Here is a 23,340-nt window from a genome sequence, read left to right as displayed (position 1 = left end):
CATACCGGCGGGGGATGTCCAGGCCGTCGGGATCACCGAGACCGCCGGGATCGGGCGGCGATGTTCCTAGAGGTCGTTCAGCGCGATGAGTCCGGCGGCCGTGGGCCGGAAGCCGCACCGCTCGTGGAAGCCGGTGAGGTGGGGCTCGTAGTCGACGTGCAGCCAGTGCGCGCCGCGCGCGCGGGCCGCGCCGGCGGCGGCCCGTACGAGGGTGACGCCGAGCCCGGCGCGGCGCTCGTCCGGGTGGACGGTGGTGTCGAGGAGGAAGGCGTGGACGCCGCCGTCCCCGACGACGTTCACGTACCCGACGAGCCGCCCGGCGCGGCGGGCGGTGACGCGGAGCAGGCTGCGGGCGAGGACGGGACCGAAGTCGGTGTCCTGGTGCCCGGGCCAGGCGGCGTGGAAGAGGCCGTTGAGCTCGTCCCCGGTGAGGGCCCCGTCGACCTCGACGTCCACCTCGGCGTCCGTGGTCACCCGGGGGTGACCGTGAGGGACATCGGCGCCGTACGGAGGGCGATCGAGCCGTACGGGGTACGCAGCCGGAGCCACGGCCCGGAGGCGAAGAGCGCGACCGGGGCGACCGGCGCGTCCGGCGCGGACTCCGGGGCGGGCGGCAGGAAGCCCAGCGACTGGGCGGCGTGCACGGCCCGCAGGGGCAGCCCGGTGGTGCCGAGGGTCCGGGACCAGATCTCGCGGCCGATGCGGTCGCGCTCGGCCCTGGTCCGCCGCTCCTCGGGCAACTCCTCGTCCCGCGAACGGAATTCGGCGACGGCCGCGGCGACCGCGCCCCGCATCTCGGCGGCGGACGGGAGTCCGGCGACCGGCTCCCAGCCGGCCCGGGGCGGCAGCACGCCCGCCCAGGGCGGCCCGGTGACGGAGTCCGGGACGACGGCCTTGCCGGCCGACTCCTCGATGCCTTCGAGGAGTTCGCCGGCGGAGACGGTGACGTCCAGGTCGACGGCGTCGACGAGCCGGGCCGTACGGATGGCGAGGACCTCGAAGGAAGCCGGCCGTCCGAAGACGGCCAGCGCCCCGCCGCCCGCCTGGAGGCGGACGGCCGCGGCCCGGTCGTAGTGGACCAGCCGGCCCAGGAAGGCGGCGAGGGCCGCCGCCTCCCGGGCGTCGGCGAAGTGCAGCGGCGCGAGCACGGTCATGCGGCGGACGTCATCCCGTCGTCGACGTACTCCTGGAGGAACTCGCGCTCCTCGGAGGTGATCCTCCGAGGACGCTGCGCCTCCAGGTCGAAGGGCACGACGACCGTGGACGCCCGGACGTACACGACGTCCGCGTCCTTGACCTCGTAGGCGATCGTCAGCGACGCCGCGCCTATCTTCGTGACCCACGACTCGATGGTCACCGGCTCGTGCCGGTGGACCAGCGGCCGCTTGTAGTCGATCTCGTGCCGGGCCACGACGGACCCGCCGGAGAACGAGGGGGAACCGTCCCCCGGCGCCAGCCGGAACATGAAGTCGATGCGCGCCTCTTCCAGGTACCGCAGGAAGACGACGTTGTTGACGTGCCCGAAGGCGTCCATGTCCGACCAGCGCAGGGGACAGCTGTAGATGTGCCTGGTCACTGACCTCAGCCTCGGGTCAGCTTCTTGTACGTGGCACGGTGCGGACGGGCCGCCTCGGCGCCCAGGCGCTCGATCTTGTTCTTCTCGTACGACTCGAAGTTGCCCTCGAACCAGTACCACTTCGACTCGCCCTCGTACGCGAGGATGTGCGTCGCGACGCGGTCCAGGAACCACCGGTCGTGGGAGATCACGACCGCGGCGCCGGGGAACTCCAGGAGGGCGTTCTCCAGCGACGACAGGGTCTCGACGTCGAGGTCGTTGGTGGGCTCGTCGAGGAGCAGCAGGTTGCCGCCCTCCTTGAGGGTGAGCGCCAGGTTGAGGCGGTTGCGCTCACCACCGGACAGCACGCCCGCGGGCTTCTGCTGGTCCGGACCCTTGAAGCCGAAGGCGCTGACGTACGCGCGGGACGGCATCTCGACGTGGCCGACGTTGATGTAGTCCAGCTCGTCGGAGACGACGGCCCACAGCGTCTTCTTGGGGTCGATGTTGGCGCGGCTCTGGTCGACGTACGAGATCTTGACGGTCTCGCCGACCTTGATGGAGCCGGAGTCCGGGGTCTCCAGACCCTGGATCATCTTGAACAGCGTGGTCTTGCCGGCGCCGTTCGGGCCGATGACACCGACGATGCCGTTACGGGGCAGGGTGAAGCTCAGGTCGTCGATGAGGACCTTGTCGCCGAAGGCCTTGGAGAGGTTCTCGACCTCGACGACGATGGAGCCCAGGCGCGGGCCCGGCGGGATCTGGATCTCCTCGAAGTCCAGCTTCCGCATCTTGTCGGCCTCGGCCGCCATCTCCTCGTAGCGGGCGAGACGGGCCTTGGACTTGGTCTGACGCCCCTTGGCGTTGGACCGCACCCACTCCAGCTCTTCCTTGAGGCGCTTGGCGCGCTTCTCGTCCTTCTTGCCCTCGACCTTGAGGCGGGTGGCCTTCTTGTCGAGGTAGGTGGAGTAGTTGCCCTCGTAGGGGATCGCGCGACCGCGGTCGAGCTCCAGGATCCACTCGGCGACGTTGTTCAGGAAGTAACGGTCGTGGGTGACGGCCACCACGGCGCCCGCGTACTTCGAGAGGTGCTGCTCCAGCCAGTTCACCGACTCGGCGTCGAGGTGGTTGGTGGGCTCGTCGAGGAGGAGCAGGTCCGGGGCCTCGATGAGCAGCTTGCAGAGCGCGACACGGCGCTTCTCGCCACCGGAGAGGTTGGTGACCGGCCAGTCGCTGGGCGGGCAGCCCAGGGCGTCCATGGCCTGCTCCAGCTGGGCGTCGAGGTCCCAGGCGTTGGAGTGGTCCAGGTCCTCCTGGAGCTTGCCCATCTCCTCCATCAGCGCGTCGCTGTAGTCGGTGGCCATGAGCTCGGCCACCTCGTTGAAGCGCTTGAGCTTGCCCATCTGCTCGGCGGCGCCGTCCTGCACGTTCTCCAGGACGGTCTTCGACTCGTCGAGCTTCGGCTCCTGCATGAGGATGCCGACGCTGTAGCCGGGCGAGAGGAACGCGTCACCGTTGGACGGCTGCTCGATCCCGGCCATGATCTTCAGAACGGTGGACTTACCGGCACCGTTCGGGCCCACCACACCGATCTTGGCGCCGGGCAGGAAGTTCAGGAAGACGTCGTCGAGAATCACCTTGTCGCCGTGCGCTTTACGCGCCTTGCGCATGGTGTAGATGAACTCAGCCAAGAGAAACCGTCCGGCGAAGAGTGAGTGGGCAGATACACCCCATCTTGCCTGACCGCCACCCTCAGGCGGAAACCGGTAAGACCGGCGCGAGGGCGGAGAGGGCGCGGAGACGGGGCGGGGGAAGGCGTGCGGGAGCGGCCCGGGCGGGGCTCGGGACGGGTTCCGGGTGGGGCCCGGACGGGGTTCCGGGTGGGGCCTCCGAGGGGCTGAGGAGGTCCCGGACGTGCGACGGCCCCCGGACGGGCCCGGACGCGGATGCGAGCCGGGGCCGTACGAGGGCCGTGCGCTGGTCCTGCGGTACCTCACGGAGTGAAGCGCGTGTGACGCGGATCACTCCGTGCGGTCAGGTACCGGACGTCGCCGTCAGTGACCGGCGGCCTTCTTCTTGCGGAGGATGAAGACCGCGGCTCCACCGATCACGACGAGCGCGGCGGCGATGCCGGCGATCATCGGCGTGGCGTTGGAGCTGCCGGTCTCGGCGAGGTCGCCGCCACCGGTGGTGCCGGTCGTGCCGGCGGTGTCACCGGTCGGGGCCGTGGTCGACGGAGCGGCCGACGGGGTCTCCGTCGAGGGCTGCGTGGAGGGGGTCTCCGACGGCTCGGTCGAAGGCTCCGTGGTGGGGGTCTCCGACGGCTTCGGGCCGGGGGTGGCCGTCTTGCAGTCCAGGACGCCCTCGAAGGTCTCCTCGAAGCCGTTCGGACCGGTGATCGTGAACTTGTACGCCTCGTCCTCGGCGACCGGGACCGTCACGGTCTTCGTCTCGCCGGCGGCGATCGTGTACGAGGTGCCCTTCAGGTCGAAGGTCCAGTCCTCGTCGCCCTTGTTGGAGGCGATGATCTCCAGGCCGCCCTTGGCACAGTCCTTCGCGACCGTGACGGCCGGGACGGCACCCGTCTTCGCCCAGGTCGCGGAGGCCTTGGCGGCGACGGTGGAGTCGCTGGAGCCGGCCAGGATCAGGGTCTGCGAGGGGCCGTCGATGGAGACGAAGGCGCGGCCCAGCTGGACCTTGGTGGTGGCCTCGGCGGTCAGCTCGGCGGTGCCGTCGGCGGTGCCGGCGGGAACGTCGAAGAAGATCTGGTCGCCGTTCTTGGCCTCGGAGACGGGCTTGCCGTCCTTGTCCACGACCGAGACACCGGCCGGGGCGCCCGCGGAGGCCGCGATCTTGGCGATCTCGGAGTTCGTGGAGACCGTGATCGGGCCGAGGCGCTCACCGGCCTTGCCCGCGACGGAGGAGGGCGAGAGGCTCAGGGAGGCCTTGGGCTCCTCGAGCTGCTTGGCCTCCTTCAGCAGGTACTCGGTCAGCTTCTGGGCGTCCTCGTCCTTCGGCGTCGCGGTGACGTCGTCGGAGAGGGTCCAGATCGCGGCCTGGGTGCCGGCCGCGGCCTCCTTCTTGGAGAGGTCGACGCCGACCTTGCCGCCGAGGGTCTCGGCGGAAAGCTCCGGGTAGCCGTTCTCCAGGATCCAGAGGATCTTGCCGGCGTTCTCGTTGTCGTGCAGGGAGGACTCGCCCCAGCCGACTTCCTTGTAGTCGAAGTCGTGCTTCGCCGGGGTGCGGAGGTCGATGCAGTACGTGAACAGCGTGCCGCCGCCCCCGACCTCCATCTTGAAGAGACCACCCTGAACGGACCACTTGTCGCCGTTCTTCTCGGTGATCTGGACACCGCCGACGTCGGACGTCAGGCCGCCGAGCTTGGCCGTGACACCGCCCGTCCCCGCGGGCTCATCGGCCATCGCCGGAGCGGCGGTGGCTATCGCACCGGCCGCGACAAGGCCGGAGACCAGGGTCGCGGCGGCCAGGCGGGCAGCGCCACGCCCACGAACTGAAAACATTGCTTTCCCCTCCGGGCGGGCCGCTCCGCGAACATGGTCTATTCGCATGGGGGGAGCGCACGCCAGCAGACTCACCGACTCGATGGGCTCAAGTGCCACATGAGTACCCGGGAATCCTATGGATGCGGAACCCCCCGGTGCCCGGCCATACGTTCAGATAACCATTCCGTCTCAGAATCGTTATGCCTCCGGCGAGTTGGTCGACAAATCCCCACAACACATGGTCAGGGGGCCGTCACCAACCGCTTCGTGGCCTCCGTCCAAGGGTCCTGTTCGAGCCCCGGACCGGGCCCCTGGCCGGGCCCCTGGCCGGGCCCCTGGCCGGGCTCCGGATCGGGCAGCCGGACGAGGGTCGGTTCCGGCTCCGGTCGTGATCCCGGCTCCGGCCGGGACCCCGGCTCCGCCCTCGCCGCACGCCGGAAGGCCGCCGTCCCCCGCGTCAGATCGTGCCCCACGGCCACCGCGTCCACGTCCACGAAGGTCTTGCGCTGCCCGTCGCGCTCGTCCTCCCGCACCTTCAACCGGCCGTGCACCACGAGCGGTTCCCCGACGGAGACCGAGGCCGCCAGATTGGCCCCGAGCGACCGCCAGGCCGACACCGTGTAGAAGCTCGTACTCCCGTCGGACCAGAGCCCCCGCTCCCGGTCCCAGCGTCGCGCGGTCACCGCGAAGCGGAACCGCGCCACCCCACCCCCGGCCGTCTCCCGGTACTCCACCGCCGTCGCCACGTTGCCGACGAGCGTCACGGTCGTGTCGTTCATGGTTCCGCCCCCACCTGTGCGTTTCTCTCGGTCGGCACCATGGTGGGGGCGGTGGGGAACATCCCGCCGGGGCCTGTGGACAGCCCGACGCTTGTGGACAACTCCCCCACCCGAAAGGGGAAAAGCCCGACATGGGCGCGTGCGGGCGCTACCTCCCCCGCATGCCCGCCCTCGTCGCCCCCAGTCGCGACGCTCCGGACCGGAGCCCGCCGACCACCCGCGCCGAGGGACGGGTGCCGACCACCGTCGCGTACTGCTCGCGCACCTCCCGGTAGCGCATCAGCTCCGCCGCCACCGGGTCGAGCACCCGGGCCCGGCCGCAGGCCGCGGCCGCCTCCCGCAGCCGGCGCTCGGCCTCCTGCCCGTACCGCCGGGCGGGGCCCTTCACGGCGCCCTCGCAGGCCCATTCGACGAGCGGCCCGCCGACGATGCCGCCGAGCATCACGAGCACCGGCGGCAGGAGCCCCGGATCCACGACACCGACGATCTGGCCCACCAGCCACAGCGCGCCGAAGATCTGCAGGAGCGTCATCACGGCCTGCGCGAGGACGGCGGCCGGCCACCAGGCGGGCCGGGGCGGCCGGGCGGCCGGGTCGCCCATGCTCGCCGTCAGCTCGTCCAGCGCCTCCGGCAGCCCCTCGGCCCCGCGCGCCGCCGCCTCCCGCACGGCCTGCGCCCAGGGAGTGGGGAGCCCGCGCGAGGCCTCGTCGGCGACGATCCGTACCGCCTGCTCGACGCGCTGGCGCGCCGTCAGTTCGTCCTCGACGGGCGAGTCGGGGCGCGGGTCGGTGGAGCCGTGCGCGCGCATCCGCTCGTACCAGCGGTAGAGCCGCAGCCAGGGCGTACCGCAGGCCCGGATCGCTCCCCGGCGCCAGACCCGCTCGGCGGCCTCCCCGGCGGCCTGGGCGCCGACGGCGACCGCGAGCCGGTCCGCGAAGTCCCCCCGGGCGCGCTCGTCGAGGCCGGAGCGGCCCTCGGCGAGGTAGGCGGGGCGCAGCCGGACGGCGGCGGCGTCGATGTCGGCGGCGAGCCGGCGTTCGGGGGCGGTGCGGTCCTGGACGAAGCGGCCGACGAGTTCGCGCAGTTCGGGGACGCCCTCGCCGCTCAGTGCGGAGACGGCGAGGACGGTGGCGCCGGGTTCGCCGTGCTCGCCGAGTGCCACGCCGTCCTCGTCGAGGAGGCGGCGCAGGTCGTCGAGGACGAGGTCGGCGGCCTCGGTGCCGAGGCGGTCGATCTGGTTGAGGACGACGAAGGTGACCTCGGCGTGCCCGGCGAGGGGGCGGAGGTAGCGCTCGTGGAGGGCGGCGTCCGCGTACTTCTCGGGGTCGACGACCCAGATGACGGCGTCGACGAGGCCGAGGACCCGGTCGACCTGGTCGCGGTGGGCGGTGACGGCCGAGTCGTGGTCGGGGAGGTCGACGAGGACGAGGCCCTGGAGGTCGGCGTCGGCGGCGCCGCCGGCGAGGGGGCGGCGGCGCAGCCGGCTGGGGACGGCGAGCCGGTCGAGGAGTCCGGCGGCGCCCTCGGACCAGCTGAGGGCGATGGGCGCGGAGGTGGTGGGGCGGCGCAGGCCGGTCTCGGAGACGGGGACGCCGGCGAGGGCGTTGAAGAGGGTGGACTTGCCGCTGCCGGTGGCGCCGGCGAGGGCGATCACGGTGTGCCGGGAGGAGAGGCGCTGGCGGGCGGCGGCCTCGTCGAGGACGCGCCCGGCCTCGGCGAGGGCCTCGCTCTCGACGCGGGTGCGGGAGAGCCCGACGAGCTCGTGGAGGGCGTCGAGGCGGGTACGGAGGGGCCCGCCGTAGTTCCCGCCGAGCAGCGGCAGCGAGTCCTCCTCGGGAGCCTCGCGCTCCGCCTCCCCCACGACGGCGGCCCTCTCGCTCGCACGCCGGGCGATCAGTCCGTCGTCCCACCGCTCCCGGCCACCGGTACCGCCGCGCTCGTCGTCGACCACGTCACTTCTCCTTCTGCAGTACGGAGAGCGCGGCGATGAGCTCCGCCTGCGGCTCGGGGGTCACGTCGAGCCCGTCGAGGGGCGCGAGGCGCCGGTCGCGCTCGGCGTGCAGGACACGGTCGACGGACGAGAGGACCAGCTCGCCGCCCTTGTCGCGCAGGCGCAGGGCGGCCTGGGCGCCGAGGAGTTCGGCGAGGCGGTCGCCGGCGGCCCGGGCGCGCCGGCCGCCGAGCAGGGAGGCGGCGAGGAGCGCGGCGACGGTGTCGGCCTCGGGGACGGCGGTGCGGGAGGCGCGGGAGGCTCGGGACCCGGGGGGTCGCTCGACGTTCCGCACCTCCTCCTCGGCCAGTTCTTCGAGTACGCGGCGCCAGCGGCGCACCTCCACGCCGATCCGCTCCCCCGCCTCCCGGTCGCCGCCGGTGCGCGGCGGGCCCAGGGCCTCGGCGGCGGGGTCGCGCTGCCAGGCGTCGCGTACGCGCTCCTCGGCGGCGGCTACCGCGCAGTGCAGGAGGGCGGCGAGGGACTCGGCGAGGGCGTCGAGGAGTTCGTCGGCGGTGCTGTCGCGGGGGTAGCCGCGCCAGCGGGTGCGGGCGTCCCCGGCGAGGACGGCGCCACGACCCAGCTGCTGCCGCACCCGCTTGCCCTGCTCGCGGTAGGCGGCCTCGACGGCGCCGCCGAGCCGGACGGCGGAGGCGTACTGGGCGGCGACCGCGCCGGCCAGTTCGGGCAGCCGGGCGTCGAGGGAGGTGATGACCCCGGTGGCGGTCCGGTCGACGGCCTGCTGCCGGGCGGCGGGGTCCACGGCGCGGTGGGCGAGCCAGGCGCGCAGCGGGGCGACGGCACTGTCGGGCAGGAGCCCGCTGCCGCCGTCCGTGGACTCGGGCAGCTCGGGAATGGTGAAGCGCGGCACGTCGCCGAGGCCCGCCTTGTCGAGGAGCGCCTCGTACTGGCGGGAGACCTCGCCGATGACCTGGTGCGGGACGCGGTCGAGGACGGTGACGAGGGTGGCGTCGTACTCCTTCGCGGTACGGAGCAGGTGCCAGGGAACGGCGTCGGCGTACCGCGAGGCCGTGGTGACCATCACCCAGATGTCGGCGGCGCAGATCAACTCGGCGGCGAGGAGTCGGTTCTCGACGACGAGGGAGTCGATGTCGGGCGCGTCGAGCAGGGCGAGCCCCCGGGGCAGGGAGGCGGCGGTCTCGACCCGCAGGGCGTTCTCCTCGGGCGGCTCCTCGGTGGAGTGCTCCTCGTCGGCCTGGGGCAGCCAGACGCGGGTGAGCTGCGGGAGGACGCGCATTCCGGCGAACCAGTGGTGGTCCTCGGGGTGGCAGACGAGTACGGGGGTACGGGTGGTGGGCCTGAGCACCCCCGACTCGCTGACGCGCCGCCCCACAAGGGAGTTGACGAGCGTGGACTTCCCGGCCCCGGTGGAACCGCCGACGACGGCGAGGAGGGGGGCGTCGGGATCCTTCAGGCGGGGCACCAGATAGTCGTCGAGCTGAGCGAGGAGCTCGGCCCGGGTCTGCCGGGCGCGTGAGGCGCCGGGGAGAGGGAGTGGGAGACGCACGGCGGCGACACGGTCGCGCAGGGCGGAGAGTGCGTCGATCAGCTGAGGCCGTTCGTCCAAGGTCACCACATGCGAAGAATGCCCAATTTATGAGTGTTTTTGAAGCGTATAGGCGCCCTACGCGCCGAGAGAAGAGAAGGGCGACCGGGACCGCAGGCATAACGAGTGCACAACACCCGCCCCGAGCGGCGTGAAAACCGCTGCGCGAATCGCACCTGCCTGCGATTATCGTTCCGCTTCACCGAACCTCCACATCGTGCCACGCAGGTGAAGCAACCGGGCCAAGGCGATCGGAGCCCTATCCTTGTCCCGGCAGGCCACACCCCACCCACCAGGGCCTCCACGCCACACGGCCACCACCCGGCCCCCGTAGCTCAGTGGATAGAGCAGGTGCCTTCTAAGCACTTGGCCGCAGGTTCGAGTCCTGCCGGGGGCGCACGACGGAAGACCCTCCTTCGGGAGGGTCTTTTTGCATCGGTGCGTCAGCCGGTCAGGCGTTCCAGCAGGAGGAAGCCGCCGATGGCGATCATCATGGCGCCGGAGGCCCTGGTGACGGCTCGGGCCGCCGAGGGCCGGGTCTTGAGGACGGTGCGGGCCAGGACGCCGACGGCGAGGTAGACGACGGCGCACGCGGTCAGGTGCAGCATGCTGAGCAGCCCGGTCTGCGCGGCCACCGGCCAGCCGTCGGCGGTGTCGATGAACTGCGGGAACAGCGAGAAGTACAGCAGCAGCGCCTTCGGGTTCAGGCCGCTGATCCCGGCGCCCCTGAGCATGACTTGTACGCGGGAGGCGTCCGCGGTCTCTCCTGCGGCCGTCGGCACGGCCGGCTGCCGCAGAACGCCCCAGCCCAGCCACAGCAGGTAGCAGGCGCCCGCCACGGTGAGGGCGGTGACCGCGGTCGGGGAGCTCGCCACGAGCACCGCCAGGCCCGCGACGGCCACCAGCGCGTACGCCGTGTGGCCGACGACCAGCCCCGTGACGGCGGGGACGACCGACCGGTCGCGCAGGCCTGCGGAGATCGCGTAGGCCCAGTCCGCGCCCGGCGTGAACACCAGCAGCAGGTCCACCACCAGGAAGGCCGCCAGTGTCGTCGTGTCCATCGATCGTTCCCTCTCACGTTCCTTGTTCCGAGAGGGAAGGCTAGGGCGGATATGCCCGAAAGTGTTTGCTTAATTATCCCGACAGGGGGGTAAGTGGGGGAGAATTTTCTTCATGGATGCCATGGACCGGAAGATTCTTACCGAGCTACAGCTGGACGGCCGTCTGACCATCACCGAGCTGGCCGCGCGCGTGCGGCTGAGCGTCTCGCCCTGCCACCGTCGCCTGCGCGACCTCGAACGCGAGGGCGCCATCCGCGGCTACCGCGCCCTCGTCGACCCGGCCGCCGTCGGTCTGAACTTCGAGGCCCTCGTCTTCGTCACCCTGCGCTGGGAGAACCCCGACACCGTCACCACGTTCGAGACGGCCGTCACGGCCATCCCCCAGGTCATCCAGGCCCAGCGTCTCTTCGGCGAACCCGACTACCTCCTCCGGGTCGCCACCACCGACCTGGCCGCCTACCAGCAGCTCTTCGACCGTGAGCTCTCCCGGCTGCCCGGGGTCCAGCGCCTGGCCTCCACCCTCGTCATGAAGAACGTCATCGACGACCGCCCGCTGCCCGAGTAGGCGGCGACGCGCGTGAGCGGGCCCGAGCCCGAACGCCCCGACCGGACGGTCAGGGCGGTCGGGATCGGGCCCTCGGTCGTCAGCGGACCTCGGTCTTCAGCGGACCGGGTGCGGCAGGCGGACGCGGACCAGGGTCGTCTCCACGTCGCTGTCGACCAGGCGGCCCGCCGTGTCGAAGGCCGCGGGGCCGTCCGTCATGCCGAAGTCGTTGTCGTTGAGCAGGACGAGGGTCGAGCGGCCTTCGAGGGCGATGCCCTCGATCTTGCCGGGGACTCCCTCGACGGTGTTCAGGTCGACGACCAGGCGCTTGGCGAGGACCGGGACCTCCGCCGACGCCGCGTCGTCGAGCTGCTCAAGGGTCGGGCCGGCGGCCGTGTCCCAGGTGGTGTCGAGGATGTCCGTGCCGCGGCGGAGGTTCACCTCGTACACGCGGGAGGCCTTGTCGGTGCGCTCCTGGACGAGGAGGCGGTCGCGGCCGAGGGCGACGAGGGCGGAGATCTTGAGCTCGGAGGTCTTGGTCTGGCCGGGCTCGACGACCTCGACCGGGTCGAAGCGGTAGGCGTACTCGGCGGTGACCTCGTGCGTACGCGTCGAGAAGCGCAGCAGGCGCGTGGTGCGGGAGTTCTCGCCCGCGACCTTGTCGGGGTTGAGCAGCGGGCTCTGCAGGGCCATGACCAGGTCGCCGCCGGGGAGCAGCGCGAGGCCCTCGAAGCCTCGGTTGATCTTGCGCTGGAGGAAGATCGACGGGAGCGACTCGATCACCGGGTAGTCGGCGCCGGTGAGGCCGAGGCCCTTCGGGACGTGGCGCGCGAGCACCCGGCCCTTCGCGGAGACGTGCACGAGCGAGGGGCCGTACTCGTCCACGAGCCAGAAGCTGCCGTCCCGGTCCCGCACGATGCCCTCGGTGTCCAGGCCGTTCGGGTTGTACGGGAGCGGGGTGGAGGCGTCGTACGTGTACGGGGCCTCGTCGCGGCCGGGCTGGTTGGGCAGGCCGGTCACGGGGGCGCCGGAGGCGGTGGTGAGCGGCAGGGCCTTCAGGACCTGGACGCGGCCGCCGACCGCCCGGATCTTCACGATCGCCGGGTCGAAACCGGGCACGGGGAACGTGCGGCGCTTGTCCTTGCCGACGGCTATCTGGCCGTTGGGGCCGCGGTCGGTCACCGTCCAGTACTCACCGGGTCGTTCGGCCGGGTACAGGTCGCTGCCGATGCCGCCCAGGTCGACGCCCCGGTCGTCCTGGACGCTGCCCGGCAGCAGGCCGTTGCTGAAGGCGGCGAGCGGGAGGTCGGGCAGGGTCGAGGCGGAGACGACCCGCGCGGTGGAGCCGTGGTGGGCCGGCGTCGCGTCGGCCGTCCCCACCACCACCGAGAGCGCGAGGGCGGCGGAGACGGGAAGCACCACGGCGGCGGGCCGGCGCAGGAGACGCGGATTCAATCTGAACTCCTTGGACACGTACGGGCGGGTGAGCGCGGGCTCATCGTGCGGTTCCGCGCGCAACGCCCGGCTACGTGTTCACGGCGAACGGGTGAGTCCTGGGTGAACGCGCGTCTGCGGCAGCCGAAGGCGGTGCCGGTGGCGGTCAGTAGCGGTCGAGGATCAGCTGCGTCTTGAGGATGTCGCCGTGGTGGAGCCAGCCGTTCGTCTCGGCGACGGCGATGGCGTCCTCGTGCAGCGCGGCCGCGTCGGCGTACGAGTCCGTCTTGAACGACAGCTCGACGACGTACTCCGTGCCCGTGCCGCCCGCTCCGACGACCGGCAGCACCTCGATGCTCGCGTCGTCCGAGGGGCCCCAGGCGCCGCCGTACACCTTCGCGGTCACCGGCCCGTGCGCGCGGGAGACCTGGAGCGTGTTCTTGCCCCAGTCGGCGCTGCTCCAGTCCTCCAGCTTGCCGGGGATGTCGTTGACGAGCCAGGTGCGGCCGGTCGTGCTCGTCGGCAGCGCCGTGCCCGAGTAGCCGCTCGCGCTGTGGCTCTTCTCGTTGCTGAAGCTGAGGGTCTGCTTGGCGTAGCCCCAGTCGACCTCGGCCTTGTAGTTGGTGTCGCTGCTGGAGAACCCGGCGGCGTTGGCCGTGGTGAGGGCGGCGTTGATGTCGCCGTTCGTGACGGGGAACCGCTTCTTGTACGTCTCCTCGAAGGAGGATCCGCTCTTGTGGCGGAGGCGGACGCTCCACCCCTGGGCGTCGAGCGCCAGGCCGTCGGTGTCGTAGTAGCTGTACGAACGGGCCTTGGCGGAGCCGGTGATGCCGAACGCCGACTTGACCGCCGCGCTCGGGGCGTAGGCCGAGTCCAGCGCCGCCGCGGTGAGGTTGATCTTCACCTCGTACGTCGGTACGGCGTTGGCGGCGGCGTACGCCGGCGAGGTCGGGGCGAGGAGCGCGACGGCGACGGCGAGGGCGAGGGCGGAACCGGCGGCGGCCGGGCGCGCGGCCCGGGAGGTGAAGGTCATGCCGCTGATCGTCACGAGGGAGGGTGAGGGGCGCGTGACGGCCGGGCGTGGGGTCGGTGAACCGGCGGCGACACCCCGGCCTCCGCCGTCGGCGAAACGGCGGCGACACCCCGGCCTCCGCCGCTGGCAGGCGCTAGCGCAGCAGCAGGTTCGTGCCCACGTCGTCCGGGACGGCCTCGCGGACCGGGGTGCTGTCCGGGCCGGGGACGCGGAGGCCGGGGATCGGGGTCCGGGTGGTGCGGTGAAGCAGGACCGTGCCGTCGTGGCGCCAGACCTCCGTGTAGCCGTGGTCCAGGAGGAGTTCGACGCGCGCGCTCTGGTCGTCCGTCGACGCGAAGGGGAACGTCCTGTGCTCCACGCGGAGGAGCACCCAGTCCGCGCCCCGCGGCGTCGCGTCGGCGATGACCACGTGTGAACGGGCCGTCAGGCGCGGGGCGATGGTGTTGTCCGCCTCCACCGTCGCGCCGTCCGGGATGAGTTCCGCGGCCGTGGCGAGAGGTCGCTTGTCCGGGCTGGGTGTCCACTGGTCCGGGCGGACGAGGAGACCGAGGCCGAGCGTGACGGCCGCCGCCGAGGAGAGCGCGACCGCTGCGAGCGCCCATCTCCGCGCCACCGCGCGGTTCTTGTGGAGGCGGGCGAGTGTCTCCAGGGACGCCGTGACCAGGATCGGCCACAGGAACGCGTCGTAGTGGTTGATCACCGGCCAGTGGTTCGGATTGTCCGAGAGCACCCGCTCCGCGAGGAGGGGCACGGCGAGCAGGAAGGTCGGCGAGCCGAGCGGCAGCAGGGCGAGCGTGCCCAGGATCCAGGCCAGCATGGCGACTTTGACGAAGGGGGTGACGGAGACCTGGAGCAGCACCCACGGGGCCGTCAGGACGTGGGCCAGTGCGGCGCCCGGGTCGGCGCCGAGGCTTCCGTACGACCAGTAGTAGCCGTCCGGGCCGCCCATCGCCGGGAGGAACCAGGTGATGGCGGCGGCCGATACGAGGGGCCCGGCGAGGGCCAGCGCGGCGCCCGTGGCCCGGCCCGCGCGGTCGCCCGCGCGGTGCGCGCGTACCGCCAGGACCAGGCCGAACGCACCGGCCACCAGGCCCATGTCCTCCTTCGTCGCGCACAGCAGGAGCGCCCAGCAGGCCGCCGCCGCGTACCGGCGGGCCAGTCCCCGTTCCAGCATCAGGAGGGTGAACGGCACCGCGAAGGCCACCTCGTGGAAACCGTTGTAGGAGGAGTTGAGGAGCGGCCAGCCCACCGCGTACACCAGCCCGCCGAGGTCGGCCGCCCTGCGGACGACCAGCGGGTCGGCGCCCCGGTCGGCGCCCCGGTCGGCGCCCTGACCGGCGCCCCGGAAGCAGTGACGGGCGATGCGCCGGACCACCGGCACACCGGCCGCGAACAGCGCGGCCTGCGCGAAGAGGAGAACCCGCGGGTCGTCCCACACCCAGTACAGCGGCGCGAGGAGCGCGAGCGCCGGCGTGAAGTGGTCGCCGAGCAGCGAGAAGGCGGGCGGGAACTCGTGGTGCACGTTCTTGATCGGCGATCTCGGCAGCTCGAAGTGCGCGTACGCGCGCACCGCCTGGTCGAATATCCCGAGGTCGAACCCCGTGAGCCGCAGGGCCGTCCAGGACTGCATCCCGAGCCCGAAGCAGACGAGGAAGCAGAGCAGGGTGAGGGCCGCCCCCCGCCCGCGCGGGGACACGGACGGTGCCGACCGCGGCGTCGACACCGGGTGGACGGCCGGCGGCTTCCGTATGTGTATCGGAGCTGTCGAGGTCGATCCCATGTTCGAGACAGTACGTGTCTCGAACGTTCGGGAGCGAGAATCGGGCCATGGTGATCACCGCGCGCGCCCTCAACCGCTCCACCCTCGCACGCCAGTTGCTCCTCGACCGGGCCCCGGTCGACGTCGAGGAGGCCCTGCGGCGGGTGGTCGCCCTCCAGGCGCAGCAGCCGGGTTCGCCGTACGTGGCGCTGTGGAACCGGGTCGCGGGTTTCGACGCGGGGCGGCTCGACGGCGCCGTGGACGGGTTCCGGGCGGTGCGGTCGACCCTGATGCGGCTGACGCTGCACGTGGTGCACGTCGAGGACTACCGGGCGTTCCGCGAGGGCATGGAGCCGACGCTGCGCGGTTCGCGGCTCGGTGACCACCGGTTCAGGGCGGCGGGGTTCACACCGGCCGACGCCGACGCGCTGCTGCCGGGGCTCCTCGCGTACGCCGAGCGGGCGCGGACCGGCGCCGAGATGCTGCGCCGGCTGGAGGAGGGCCGTGGTGGACCGGTGGAGTCCGTGGTCTGGCGGATGATCCGGCAGTACGCGCCGCTGTGGCACGCCCCGACGGGGCCGCCGTGGTCGTACGGCACGGCGCAGTCCTTCGTCACCGCGAGCACCCTTCCCGAGCACAGGGATCCGGACGCGGTCGCCGCGGGCCTGGCGGTGCTCGTCCGCCGCTATCTGGAGGGGTTCGGCCCGGCGTCCGTGGCGGACGTCGCGCAGTTCTCCATGGCGCAACGGGGCCGGGTGCGCGAGGCGTTGGCGGCACTCGGCGACCGGGTCGAGCGCCTGGCGGGCCCCGACGGGACGGAGCTGTACGACGTGCCGGGGGCGGCCCGGCCCGACGAGGACGTGCCCGCCCCGCCCCGGCTGATGGCCATGTGGGACAGCATCCTGCTGGCGTACGCCGACCGCGGCCGCGTCATCCCGCCCGAGTACCGCAAGTCCGTGATCCGGGTGAACGGCGACGTCCTGCCGACGCTGCTCGTCGACGGACACGTCGCCGGGGTCTGGCGGGCCGTCGACGGCGGGATCGAGGCCTCGGCGTTCCGGCCGCTGCCCGCGCCGGTCTGGGAGGAGCTGGCCGGGGAGGCCGCGGCCCTCGGGGCGTTCCTGGCGGGCCGGGATCCGCTGGTCTACCGGCGCTACGACCACTGGTGGGCCAAGGGTCTTCCGGTGGTCGAGACGAAGGTGTTCCCCACCCCCTGACTCGGCCGCCATTGCCAGTGGCCGGGACTGCACATATCTTCGAGCCGACACCACCTACGGACCGGGATGCTCGTCAGTCCCGGGGCGGTCCGCCGTTCACGGGCCGGACGGCGGGGGGCGGACCTTCGGGACGACGGTTCGCCGGACGCCGGGCGTACGGGATATCCGTATCCACGTACCCGCAGGAGCTGAGCAGCACATGAGCAAGCACGTCCTGGCACAGAACCAGTACGGCAAGGCCGAGAACCGCATCGTGACGGTCACCCGCAAGGGCAACGACGGCGCCTGGCACGAGATCCGCGACCTGAACGTGTCGGTGGCGCTGCGCGGCGAGTACCGCGAGGTCCACCTGACCGGCGACAACGGCAACTGCCTGCCGACCGACACCACCAAGAACACCGTCTACGCCTTCGCCAAGAAGCACGGCGTGGCCTCCCCCGAGGCCTTCGGCATCCTCCTCGCCCGGCACTTCGTGACCTCGCAGCCCGTGATCCACGAGGCGCAGATCCGGATCGAGGAGTACGCCTGGGAGCGGATCTCCGTCCCCACGCGCAAGGAGCAGCACTCCTTCGTGCGCAAGGGCCAGGAGGTCCGCACCGCGCAGATCACCTACTCGGGGACCAGCGGGCTCCAGGTCCTCTCGGGCCTCAAGGACCTGACGGTGATGAACTCGACGAACTCCGAGTTCCACGGCTTCATCAAGGACGAGTACACGACGCTCCAGGAGGCGTACGACCGGATCCTCGCCACCAAGGTGACCGCGCGCTGGGCGAACTCGGCCCCGGCGGCGGAGGACGCGGAGCACGACTGGGACCGCTCGTACGACAAGGTGCGGCGCCACATGCTGGAGGCGTTCGCGGAGACGTACAGCTACTCGCTCCAGCAGACCCTGCACGCGATGGCCGACCGGGTCCTGGACCACGTCTCCACGGTCAACGAGGTCCGGCTCAACCTGCCGAACAAGCACCACTTCCTCGTGGACCTGGAGCCGTTCGGCCTGAAGAACGACAACGAGGTGTACTTCGCGGCCGACCGGATGTACGGCCTGATCGAGGGCACCATCCACCGTGACGGCGTGCGGCCGGTGATCGCGACCAGCGACTGGATCACCGCGTAGGGACCACCACGTAGGGACCACCACTTAGGGATCACCGGGTAGGGATCACCGCGTAAGGATCACCACGGCCTGGCCGTCTCGACTCCCAGCCATACGGCTCCGAGTCCGGCGGCCAGGCTCCCCGCCACGTTCAGCACCGCGTACCCCTTCGCCCCGCCCTCGTACAGCTTCAGCGTCTCGTACGAGAAGGTCGAGTACGTGGTGAGGGCGCCGCACAGACCGGTGCCGAGCAGCAGGTGCAGCCGCTCCGAGGAGACGCCGGTGAGCAGCCCGAGCACGAACGAGCCGACGACGTTCACGGCGAACGTGCCCCAGGGAAGGCCGAGGCCGAAGCGGGCCTTCGCCAGCCGGTCGGTGAGATGGCGCAAGGGCGCGCCGACGGCGGCGCCCGCCACGACCAGGAGCCAGTTCACGCGGGCGTCACCCGCACCGGTGCGACCGCCCGGGTGACGGCGACCCCCGCCCAGACGGCGGCGAGGGCGGTGAGCACGGTCGCCCCCATGTAGAGGAGGCCTCGGGTGGCGTCGCCCGCGGCCAGCAGCCGCTGGGTGTCGAGCGCGTACGTCGAGAAGGTGGTGAAGCCTCCGCAGAAGCCGGTGCCCAGAAAGGGGCGGAGCAGCGGATGGGGAGCCACGCGGATGCGGGTCTCGGTCAGCAGCACCATGAGGACGCCGAGCGTCGCGCAGCCCACCGCGTTCACCGTGAAGGTCGTCCAGGGGAAGGCGTGGGGCGGGGTCGGCCACACCAGCGAGGCGCCGTAGCGGGCGACCGCGCCGAGGGCGCCGCCGGCGGCGACGGCCCCGACGACCGGCAGCTCACCGCGCGTTCCCATGCCCCGAAGGGTACGGGGCCGGGGCGCGGAGGAAGTCGAGGCGAGGCGCACAGGCGCGGTCCCCGGCCTGGGGCATTAACCGGGAGCCGGCCCGTGCAGCCTCGCTCTGCGATGGTCCGGCCACGCAACGCGACGGGTCAAAGCGGGGCCTGTGAGTCTGTCAGATCCCCCCGCGGGGTATTCCGGACCATCGCGCCAGGTGTCCGGAACCATGCCATGGAGACGGCTGTGACCTGGGGTGATGTAGGGGGAGGTGGTCCGGCCACCATTCGGCGGCCGATTCGGGTGCCGGGTACACCTCGTCCCCGTGGGCGGGGACGGGCGACGGTGGTGGAGCAGCGGGAGGGAGCTGCGCAACCTTCGGGCAGGAGTGTCGTGAGTACATCCGTCGCAACCAAGCGCAGGGCCACCACCGGGGCCGTCTCGTCCTTGCCGGTGCCCTCGAGCCTCGCCTCGCCCGTCGGTGCGGCCGGTTCGGGCGAGGAGGCCTACGCCGAGCTGTGTTCCGCGCTCTTCTCCGGCTTCCCGCGCCGCGACCAGCGCCTGAAGGCCGAGCAGTACCTGCACGGCCTGCTCACCGCGCAGGGCCGCAAGTCGATCCGGAACATCGCCGCGCAGATAGGCGGGCCGGCCGCCGAGCAGAGCCTGCACCACTTCGTCTCCAGCTCGACCTGGGACTGGCAGCCCATGCGGGCCTCGCTCGCCCGGTTCCTGGAGCGGAACAGCTGCCCGCAGGCCTGGGTGGTCCGGCCGATGCCGATCCCGAAGGCCGGGGAGCACTCGGTGGGCGTGGACCGGCGGTTCGACCCGGAGCGCGGTCAGGTCTTCCACGGCCAGCAGGCGTTCGGGGTGTGGTTCGCGAGCGACGAGCTGAGCGTCCCCGTCAACTGGCGGCTGTTCCTGCCGGACCCCTGGGTCAACGACCGGACGCGGCGCGACCGCGCGGAGGTTCCCCAGGAGGCCGGCGAGGAGACCCTGGAGGAGTGCGCGGTCGCCGCGGCGCTCGACACCGCCCGCTGGCAGGACGTCACCCGCAAGCCGGTGCTCCTCGACATCCGAGGCGGCGCGGGCCGCGCGGCGCTCACCCGGCTCGCCGGGGCCGGGGTGCCGGTCGTGGCGCGGATCGGCCCGGGTTCGCGGCTGGCGATCGCGGACCGTTCGCTGCCGGGCTTCGGCGCGGGGCCGCTCTCCGCGGTCCAGATCCTGGAGTCGCTCAAGGGGCTGCGCAGGCCGGTGAGCTGGGTGGACACGGTGGCCGGTGTGCGGACCTCGCGGACGTCGCTCGCGACGGCCGTCCGGGTCGCGCTGCCCACGCCGGGCGGGGAGCGGATGCGTCCCCTGGTGCTGCTCGGCGAGTGGGACGACCCGCGGCGGGCCCCGGCCCGGGTGTGGATCAGCGATCTGACCAACTCCCCCGTCGGCTCCCTGCTGCGGCTGACCAAGCTCGCGCGCCGGGTGGAGCGGGACTTCGTGGAGGTCGGCGAGGGGGCGGGGCTGCGGGACTTCGTGGGCCGCTCGTTCCGCGGCTGGCACCGTCACATCACGCTGGCCTCGGCCGCCCACGCGGCGACGCTCCTGGCCTCCTCGGACTGGGACGCGGCCTACGACTCCGGCTACGCGTCGCGACGCTCGGCGAGCTGACGGAAGATCACGCCACCGGCACCCCCCTTAGGGGGTGTCGGTGGCGGCCCGGCCCCGGGAGAGGACCTCGCGGGTGCGCTGGAGGCGCAGGGCGAGCTGGACCTCCAGGACCTGGCCCGGCTTCTGCCACTCCGGGCCGAGGAGTTCGCCGATCCGTTCGAGTCGGCGCGAGACCGTGTTGGGGTGGACGTGCAGCGCCTCGGCCGCGTTGGTCGGGCTGCCGCCGGAGGCGAAGTACGCCTCCAGGGTGCGCGTGAGGTCGGTGAACCGCTCGGCGTCGTAGTCGAGTACGGGCCCGATCGCCCCCTCGACGAAGCCCTCCACGTCGTGGTCGTCGGAGAGCAGCATCCCGAGGAAGCCCAGGTCGTGCACGGACGCGGCCGAACCGGTGGCGCCCAGAGCGCTCATCGCGTCGAGGCACCGCCCGGCCTCCAGGTGCATCCGGCCGATGCCGTCCGGGCTCATGGCGGGTCCCGCGGCGGCGACGGAGACGGGGTGGCCGAGCAGCGGGGACAGCTCGGCGGCGACGGCCTTGGCGGCGGCGGACGCGTCGATCCCCGGGAGCAGCAGCACGATGCAGCCGCCCTGCACGGTCTTCAGACCGGAGAGGCGGTACGCGTACGAGGACGCCCACACGACCGCCCGGCCCTGCTCGCCGCCCTCGGGCCGGGCGAGCACGAGGACGTGCGGTCGGCGCAGGTCGACGCCGAGACGGCGGGCCCGCTGCGCGATCTGCTGCGGCGCGTGCGGCGGGTCGGCGATGAGGTCGTCGAGGAGCTCGTCGCGTACGGGCCCTTCGGCGACGGCCGTGGAGCGCCGCATCAGGAGGAGGAAGGCGACGGACTGGGCGGCGAGTTCGAGGAGCCGCTCGTCCTCGCCGGTGAGCCCGCTCGCGGCGCGGATCACGAGGCCGCCGAGGTCCTCGGAGCCCGCGATGACCGGGGCGACCCAGGTGTCGTCGTCGGCGAGGACCGGGCGGCGGCGGGCGTGCGCGTCGAGCGAGGCCTTGGCGACGGCCTCCTCGTCGAGGCCGGGGATTTCCGCGCCGGCGAGGACGCGGCCGCCCTGGTCGCGGATGAGGACGGTCGCGTCGAGGGCGTCCCCGGCGGCCTTGGCCACGTTCCCCAGGTCGCCGCCCGCGAGGACGAGGTTCATGATGCGGCTGTGGGCCTCGCTGACGTGCCGCATCCGGGTGAGGCTGGTGCGCACGCGGGAGCTGTCCCGCTCCAGTTCGGAGACCTCGGCGCGGGTCCGGTCGAGGAGTCCGGCCTTCTCGACGGCGAGGGCGGCGAGGTCGGCGAGCGCGGCGAGGAGGGCGAGCTCCTCGGAGGTGTGGTCGCGGACGCGCCGGTCCGCCCCGTACAGCACGCCGATCACCGCGTCGCCGCTGCGCAGCGGCGCGGCCATGATGGCGTGCAGCCCTTCGGCCCGGACGGCGGCCTCCGCGGCCTCGTCGAAGGCCGGGGCGTGGACGCCGGCGTCGAGGGAGCCCGAGGGGGCGAACCGCTCGTCGGCGAGGTAGTCGGCGGTCCAGACGGGCTCGCCGTGGAGCTGGACGGCGCCGCCGAGTCCGTACCCCTCGGCGATCTTGAAGCCGGGGGCGAGGCGGGGTCCGGCCGGCCGGCCGGAGCCGGGGTCGAGTCCGGCGCGGGCGCCCTCGGTGGTGTGGACGTAGCAGCTGCCGTGCTGTCCCCGGAGCGTCACGAACGCCATGTCGAGGCCGAGGAGCCGGCGGACGCGGCGCGTGATGACGCGGAGCAGGCTGTCGAGGTCGTACGAGAAGGTCAGGTCGCGCGCGGTGTCGGTGAGGGCGGCGAGTCCGGCCTCGCGGCGCGCGTCGTCCTCGCGTCCGGAGCGGACCTCGTCGGCGAGCTTCACGGCCCGCTCCAGGCGGTCGAGCCCCTCGCCGGAGAGTCCGGTCAGGCGGGCCTCGTCGAGGAGTGCCTCGAAGCGGGCGGCCGGGGCCCCTCCGGCGAGCAGTTCGAGGACCGTGAGCAGCGCGTCGGCACTGCCGGCTGCGTCCGCGCCGTGCGAGGTCATGGCCTCCACCCCCGTAGTAGAGCGAAATAGGGCACCTCGGTGGAAACCCATCCCACCCGCCGAAATTAATTCGGCTTCGGGAGTCGGTCAACCTCGGCGTGCCGCACGTCCACAACGGCGACCTGACGTACTTCGTTCCCGACGACGCCCCCCGAGCCCCGGCCGCCCCTCAGACGAGCGAGCCGACGGGGACGGGACGGGCCCGCACCGGGCTGTACTGGGCGGGCACATGGGCCGGCAGGTGCGCGGCCATGTGGGCGGGGATCCGGGAGGGCGGCCGGGCGGGTGCCTGGGCGCCGAAGACGGAGCGGCCCGCGGTGTTCCGCACGGCCAGGACCGAGCGGTGCAGCCGGCGCAGGCGCGCCGAGGGCTCCATGCCGCTCTCGGCCGCGAGGGCCGCGCGCAGCCGCTCGTACGCGGCGAGCGCCTCGTCGTGGTGGCCGCAGCGCAGCAGGGCGACCATGTAGTGGGCGTGCAGGGGTTCGTTGGTGCGGTAGCGGGCGACGAGTCCGGAGAGTTCGGAGACCAGCTCGGCGTGGTGCCCCAGGCCCAGCTGCGCCTCGACCCACTGGTCGAGCACGCTGAGGCGGGACGCTTCGAGGCGCTCGATCTCGCGGCGGAGCCGGGGGCCCGCCGCCACGCCCGCGTACGGCTCGCCGCGCCACAGGGCGAGCGCCTCGCCGAGCCGGAGCGCGGCGCGCGTGAGGTCGCCCGCCTCCATGGCCCGGTATCCGGCGCCCGCGGCGCGCTCGAACTGCCAGACGTCGAGCACGCCGCCGCCGGTGTCGAGGCGGTAGCCGCCGGGCTGGGAGACGAGGATCGCGTCGGCGGTGCGCCGGTCGGACCAGCCCGGACGGGGCTCCGCCGGATCGGCGCCGCGCAGCGCGCTCGCGATGAGCGACCGCAGCTCCGCTATGTGGGACTGGAGTTCGGCCCGGGCGCCGCGCGGGGCGCCGGAGGGCCAGAGCTCCTCGGTCAGGACCGTCACGGGGACGACCTGGTCGGCGCTGGCGGTGAGCAGGGCGAGCAGCTGCCGCGGTGCGGCTGCCGTCGGGGTGATCGACACACCGTTCTCCCGAACCGACAGTCCCCCCAGAATCCGGACGTCCACCTTGCCCCCTCAGTGCCTGTGCGGTGTCTGTGCGCGGGATGACCCTCGTTGATTAGAAAAGACCCCCGTAGGCATGTCAATAAGAAACCGGAGGGTACGGAAACCTGACCCGTGATATCGGGGTGCTTCACCCCATTTGAGGGGATATTTCGGCGTC

Annotated in this window: 20 protein-coding genes and 1 tRNA gene; 5 read left to right on the top strand and 16 right to left on the bottom strand. The window is 72.6% G+C overall.

Going from position 1 to position 23,340, the window contains the following annotated elements; all coding sequences use genetic code 11:
* Positions 1-66: 66 nt before the first annotated feature.
* From ACFC0G_RS22075 to ACFC0G_RS22040, 8 genes are all read right to left on the bottom strand, one after another.
* A complete protein-coding gene (locus tag ACFC0G_RS22075) occupies positions 67-474 on the bottom strand; it encodes a GNAT family N-acetyltransferase (RefSeq protein WP_376405738.1) in 408 nt (135 codons plus the stop codon).
* A complete protein-coding gene (locus ACFC0G_RS22070; protein WP_376405736.1) occupies positions 471-1,154 on the bottom strand; it encodes a hypothetical protein in 684 nt (227 codons plus the stop codon). The genes ACFC0G_RS22075 and ACFC0G_RS22070 overlap by 4 nt, the downstream gene beginning before the upstream one ends.
* Positions 1,151-1,576 (bottom strand): thioesterase family protein, encoded by a 426-nt coding sequence (locus ACFC0G_RS22065; RefSeq protein WP_317595234.1) that lies wholly within the window; start codon positions 1,574-1,576, stop codon positions 1,151-1,153. Before ACFC0G_RS22065 ends, ACFC0G_RS22070 begins: the two co-directional genes overlap by 4 nt.
* Before the next feature lie 5 nt (positions 1,577-1,581).
* Positions 1,582-3,246 (bottom strand): energy-dependent translational throttle protein EttA, encoded by a 1,665-nt coding sequence (ettA, locus tag ACFC0G_RS22060; RefSeq protein ID WP_376405733.1) that lies wholly within the window; start codon positions 3,244-3,246, stop codon positions 1,582-1,584.
* 363 nt (positions 3,247-3,609) lie between these two features.
* Entirely contained in the window at positions 3,610-5,076 is a 1,467-nt protein-coding gene (locus ACFC0G_RS22055; protein ID WP_376405731.1) for an LAETG motif-containing sortase-dependent surface protein, read from the bottom strand.
* Between the two features lie 224 nt (positions 5,077-5,300).
* Positions 5,301-5,837: a single-stranded DNA-binding protein gene (locus tag ACFC0G_RS22050; protein WP_376405729.1), complete on the bottom strand. Its 537-nt coding sequence runs from the start codon at positions 5,835-5,837 to the stop codon at positions 5,301-5,303.
* 148 nt (positions 5,838-5,985) lie between these two features.
* Positions 5,986-7,788 carry a GTPase gene (locus ACFC0G_RS22045; protein WP_376405727.1) on the bottom strand — a complete coding sequence of 601 codons (1,803 nt, stop codon included), beginning with the start codon at positions 7,786-7,788 and terminating at the stop codon, positions 5,986-5,988.
* A gap of 1 nt (position 7,789) precedes the next feature.
* Positions 7,790-9,415 (bottom strand): dynamin family protein, encoded by a 1,626-nt coding sequence (locus ACFC0G_RS22040; protein ID WP_376405725.1) that lies wholly within the window; start codon positions 9,413-9,415, stop codon positions 7,790-7,792.
* A 303-nt stretch (positions 9,416-9,718) separates the two neighbouring features.
* Between ACFC0G_RS22040 and ACFC0G_RS22035 the strand changes: the two genes are divergently transcribed.
* Positions 9,719-9,791 (top strand) — tRNA-Arg (locus ACFC0G_RS22035).
* A 46-nt stretch (positions 9,792-9,837) separates the two neighbouring features.
* Here ACFC0G_RS22035 and ACFC0G_RS22030 read toward each other — a convergent pair.
* On the bottom strand, positions 9,838-10,455 hold the full coding sequence (locus ACFC0G_RS22030; protein WP_376405723.1) for a LysE family translocator: 618 nt from the start codon (positions 10,453-10,455) through the stop codon (positions 9,838-9,840).
* Between the two features lie 112 nt (positions 10,456-10,567).
* Here ACFC0G_RS22030 and ACFC0G_RS22025 point away from each other — a divergent pair, with 112 nt between their 5' ends.
* Entirely contained in the window at positions 10,568-11,020 is a 453-nt protein-coding gene (locus ACFC0G_RS22025) for an Lrp/AsnC family transcriptional regulator (protein ID WP_376405721.1), read from the top strand.
* Positions 11,021-11,116: 96 nt separating this feature from the next.
* Here the strand turns inward: ACFC0G_RS22025 and ACFC0G_RS22020 are convergent, their stop codons facing one another.
* From ACFC0G_RS22020 to ACFC0G_RS22010, 3 genes are all read right to left on the bottom strand, one after another.
* Positions 11,117-12,454 (bottom strand): esterase-like activity of phytase family protein, encoded by a 1,338-nt coding sequence (locus ACFC0G_RS22020; protein WP_376405719.1) that lies wholly within the window; start codon positions 12,452-12,454, stop codon positions 11,117-11,119.
* A 145-nt stretch (positions 12,455-12,599) separates the two neighbouring features.
* The gene (locus ACFC0G_RS22015; protein ID WP_376405717.1) at positions 12,600-13,466 is read right to left on the bottom strand and encodes a hypothetical protein; all 867 of its coding nucleotides are present in this window, start codon (positions 13,464-13,466) and stop codon (positions 12,600-12,602) included.
* Positions 13,467-13,599: 133 nt separating this feature from the next.
* A complete protein-coding gene (locus ACFC0G_RS22010; protein WP_376405715.1) occupies positions 13,600-15,246 on the bottom strand; it encodes a DUF2079 domain-containing protein in 1,647 nt (548 codons plus the stop codon).
* 47 nt (positions 15,247-15,293) lie between these two features.
* Here ACFC0G_RS22010 and ACFC0G_RS22005 point away from each other — a divergent pair, with 47 nt between their 5' ends.
* Positions 15,294-16,442 carry a winged helix DNA-binding domain-containing protein gene (locus ACFC0G_RS22005; protein WP_376405713.1) on the top strand — a complete coding sequence of 383 codons (1,149 nt, stop codon included), beginning with the start codon at positions 15,294-15,296 and terminating at the stop codon, positions 16,440-16,442.
* Positions 16,443-16,641: 199 nt separating this feature from the next.
* Positions 16,642-17,559, top strand: coding sequence for a factor-independent urate hydroxylase (pucL, locus tag ACFC0G_RS22000; RefSeq protein ID WP_376405711.1), 918 nt, complete (start codon positions 16,642-16,644; stop codon positions 17,557-17,559).
* A 59-nt stretch (positions 17,560-17,618) separates the two neighbouring features.
* Here pucL and crcB (ACFC0G_RS21995) read toward each other — a convergent pair whose 3' ends face one another.
* Together crcB (ACFC0G_RS21995) and crcB (ACFC0G_RS21990) are read right to left on the bottom strand one after the other, a co-directional pair.
* On the bottom strand, positions 17,619-17,972 hold the full coding sequence (crcB, locus tag ACFC0G_RS21995; protein WP_376405708.1) for a fluoride efflux transporter CrcB: 354 nt from the start codon (positions 17,970-17,972) through the stop codon (positions 17,619-17,621).
* Complete coding sequence (crcB, locus tag ACFC0G_RS21990) at positions 17,969-18,391, bottom strand: fluoride efflux transporter CrcB (RefSeq protein ID WP_376405706.1); 423 nt, start codon at positions 18,389-18,391, stop codon at positions 17,969-17,971. The genes crcB (ACFC0G_RS21995) and crcB (ACFC0G_RS21990) overlap by 4 nt, the downstream gene beginning before the upstream one ends.
* Positions 18,392-18,766: 375 nt before the next feature.
* Here crcB (ACFC0G_RS21990) and ACFC0G_RS21985 point away from each other — a divergent pair, with 375 nt between their 5' ends.
* A complete protein-coding gene (locus tag ACFC0G_RS21985) occupies positions 18,767-20,032 on the top strand; it encodes an IS701 family transposase (protein ID WP_376405704.1) in 1,266 nt (421 codons plus the stop codon).
* Positions 20,033-20,059: 27 nt separating this feature from the next.
* On the opposite strand, the gene ACFC0G_RS21980 is transcribed toward ACFC0G_RS21985, so the two are convergent.
* Both ACFC0G_RS21980 and ACFC0G_RS21975 read right to left on the bottom strand, forming a co-directional pair.
* Entirely contained in the window at positions 20,060-22,072 is a 2,013-nt protein-coding gene (locus tag ACFC0G_RS21980; RefSeq protein WP_376405702.1) for a helix-turn-helix domain-containing protein, read from the bottom strand.
* A 169-nt stretch (positions 22,073-22,241) separates the two neighbouring features.
* A complete protein-coding gene (locus ACFC0G_RS21975; protein ID WP_376405700.1) occupies positions 22,242-23,183 on the bottom strand; it encodes a BTAD domain-containing putative transcriptional regulator in 942 nt (313 codons plus the stop codon).
* Between the last annotated feature and the right edge of the window lie 157 nt (positions 23,184-23,340).

Origin of the sequence: Streptomyces sp. NPDC056169 (assembly GCF_042268445.1) — a bacterium.
Taxonomy (GTDB): domain Bacteria; phylum Actinomycetota; class Actinomycetes; order Streptomycetales; family Streptomycetaceae; genus Streptomyces.
Note: the sequence above shows the minus strand (reverse complement) of the source record. Positions and strands in the feature narration are given on the sequence as shown.

Coding starts and splice junctions, on each gene's coding strand:
- ACFC0G_RS22010 (WP_376405715.1), bottom strand. CDS start 15,246: ATGGGATCGACCTCGACAGCTCCGATACACATACGGAAGCCGCCGGCC.
- pucL (WP_376405711.1), top strand. CDS start 16,642: ATGAGCAAGCACGTCCTGGCACAGAACCAGTACGGCAAGGCCGAGAAC.
- ACFC0G_RS22015 (WP_376405717.1), bottom strand. CDS start 13,466: ATGACCTTCACCTCCCGGGCCGCGCGCCCGGCCGCCGCCGGTTCCGCC.
- ACFC0G_RS22070 (WP_376405736.1), bottom strand. CDS start 1,154: ATGACCGTGCTCGCGCCGCTGCACTTCGCCGACGCCCGGGAGGCGGCG.
- ACFC0G_RS22055 (WP_376405731.1), bottom strand. CDS start 5,076: ATGTTTTCAGTTCGTGGGCGTGGCGCTGCCCGCCTGGCCGCCGCGACC.
- crcB (WP_376405706.1), bottom strand. CDS start 18,391: ATGGGAACGCGCGGTGAGCTGCCGGTCGTCGGGGCCGTCGCCGCCGGC.
- ACFC0G_RS22025 (WP_376405721.1), top strand. CDS start 10,568: ATGGATGCCATGGACCGGAAGATTCTTACCGAGCTACAGCTGGACGGC.
- ACFC0G_RS21980 (WP_376405702.1), bottom strand. CDS start 22,072: ATGACCTCGCACGGCGCGGACGCAGCCGGCAGTGCCGACGCGCTGCTC.
- ACFC0G_RS22005 (WP_376405713.1), top strand. CDS start 15,294: ATGGTGATCACCGCGCGCGCCCTCAACCGCTCCACCCTCGCACGCCAG.
- ACFC0G_RS22030 (WP_376405723.1), bottom strand. CDS start 10,455: ATGGACACGACGACACTGGCGGCCTTCCTGGTGGTGGACCTGCTGCTG.
- ACFC0G_RS22050 (WP_376405729.1), bottom strand. CDS start 5,837: ATGAACGACACGACCGTGACGCTCGTCGGCAACGTGGCGACGGCGGTG.